Origin of the sequence: Foliimonas ilicis, assembly GCF_039939195.1 — a bacterium.
GTDB classification, from domain to species: Bacteria; Pseudomonadota; Alphaproteobacteria; order Rhizobiales; family Rhizobiaceae; genus Foliimonas; species Foliimonas ilicis.
Genome location: NZ_JBDUUH010000027.1, coordinates 1 through 1,167 on the forward strand (window position 1 = coordinate 1; position 1,167 = coordinate 1,167).

Annotated in this window: 1 protein-coding gene; it reads right to left on the reverse strand. The window is 58.3% G+C overall.

Features of this window, described 5'->3' with window-relative positions:
* Window position 1 precedes the first annotated feature (1 nt).
* The gene (locus tag ABFT80_RS27955) at window positions 2–1,099 is read right to left on the reverse strand and encodes an IS630 family transposase (RefSeq protein ID WP_347975223.1); all 1,098 of its coding nucleotides are present in this window, start codon (window positions 1,097–1,099) and stop codon (window positions 2–4) included.
* Between the last annotated feature and the right edge of the window lie 68 nt (window positions 1,100–1,167).

Below are 1,167 nucleotides of genomic sequence, written 5' to 3' on the forward strand. Positions count from 1 at the left end.
CCTAGTCACCTGAATCTGAAGTTCGGTTCATTGTCTTCTGGCAGAAGCGCTTGACCGACGCGAGGATCTGGTCAGCGGATTTGACCCACTTGTATGGGGTGGGGTTCTCGTTGTGGGTTTCGATGAAGGCGTTGATGTCGGCTTCCAGTTCAGCGGTGGAACGATGTACGCCGCGCTGCAACTGCTTTCGCGTCAGCTCTGCAAACCACCGCTCGACCTGGTTGATCCAGGATGCTGAAGTTGGTGTGAAGTGAACATGCCAGTGTGGACGGCGCGCAAGCCATGCCTTGATCCTCAGCGTCTTGTGGGTCGCATAGTTGTCCATCACCAGATGCACGTCCGGTCCATTGGGCATTTCAGCGTCGATCCGCTTCAGGAAGTCGAGGAATTCGGCGGCCCGGTGACGTTTGTAGCACTGGCCGATTACCGCGCCAGTGGCAATGTCGAGCGCCGCGAACAGCGAGGTCGTGCCGTTGCGGACATAGGTATGGGTGCGTCGTTCGGCGACGCCCGGCGCCATGGGCAGAACCGGCTGCTCGCGATCCAATGCCTGGATTTGCGATTTCTCATCCACGCAAAGCACGACTGCCCGATCCGGCGGCGACATGTAAAGACCGACGATGTCTTGCACCTTGTCAACGAAGAGGGGATCGGAAGAAAGCTTGAATGTCTCGGCGCGATGCGGCTGCAGACCAAATGCCGTCCATATCCGACGGATGGTGGTATGCGAAAGGCCGCTGTCGGCTGCCATCGAACGGATGGACCAGTGCGTGGCATCCCTGGGAGTGGCGTTCAACGTACGCTCGACGACCTGAGCAACCTGGGCATCGGAGACAGTTCGCGGTCGACCGGCACGATATTCATCTGTCAGCCCTTCAATGCCATCCTGTACGAACCGGCGGCGCCATTTGCCAACCGTGTGCTCGTGAACACCCAGACGTTCGGCAACATCCTTGCTTTGCAAACCCTGAGCGCACAGCAAGACCATCCGGCATCGATCCGACAGGGAGCGTGGAGCTTTATGCCGGCGCACCTGGGTTTCAAGGAAGTTTCTATCCGCGTCGCTCAGAACGACGAGGTCCGCCTGCCTGCCAACCATCGATCAAACTCCTGCTCTCGTGACAGAAGCTCAACCAAATGAGGCTTACTTTGGTTCCAGGTGACTAG

Coding starts and splice junctions, on each gene's coding strand:
- ABFT80_RS27955 (WP_347975223.1), bottom strand. CDS start 1,099: ATGGTTGGCAGGCAGGCGGACCTCGTCGTTCTGAGCGACGCGGATAGA.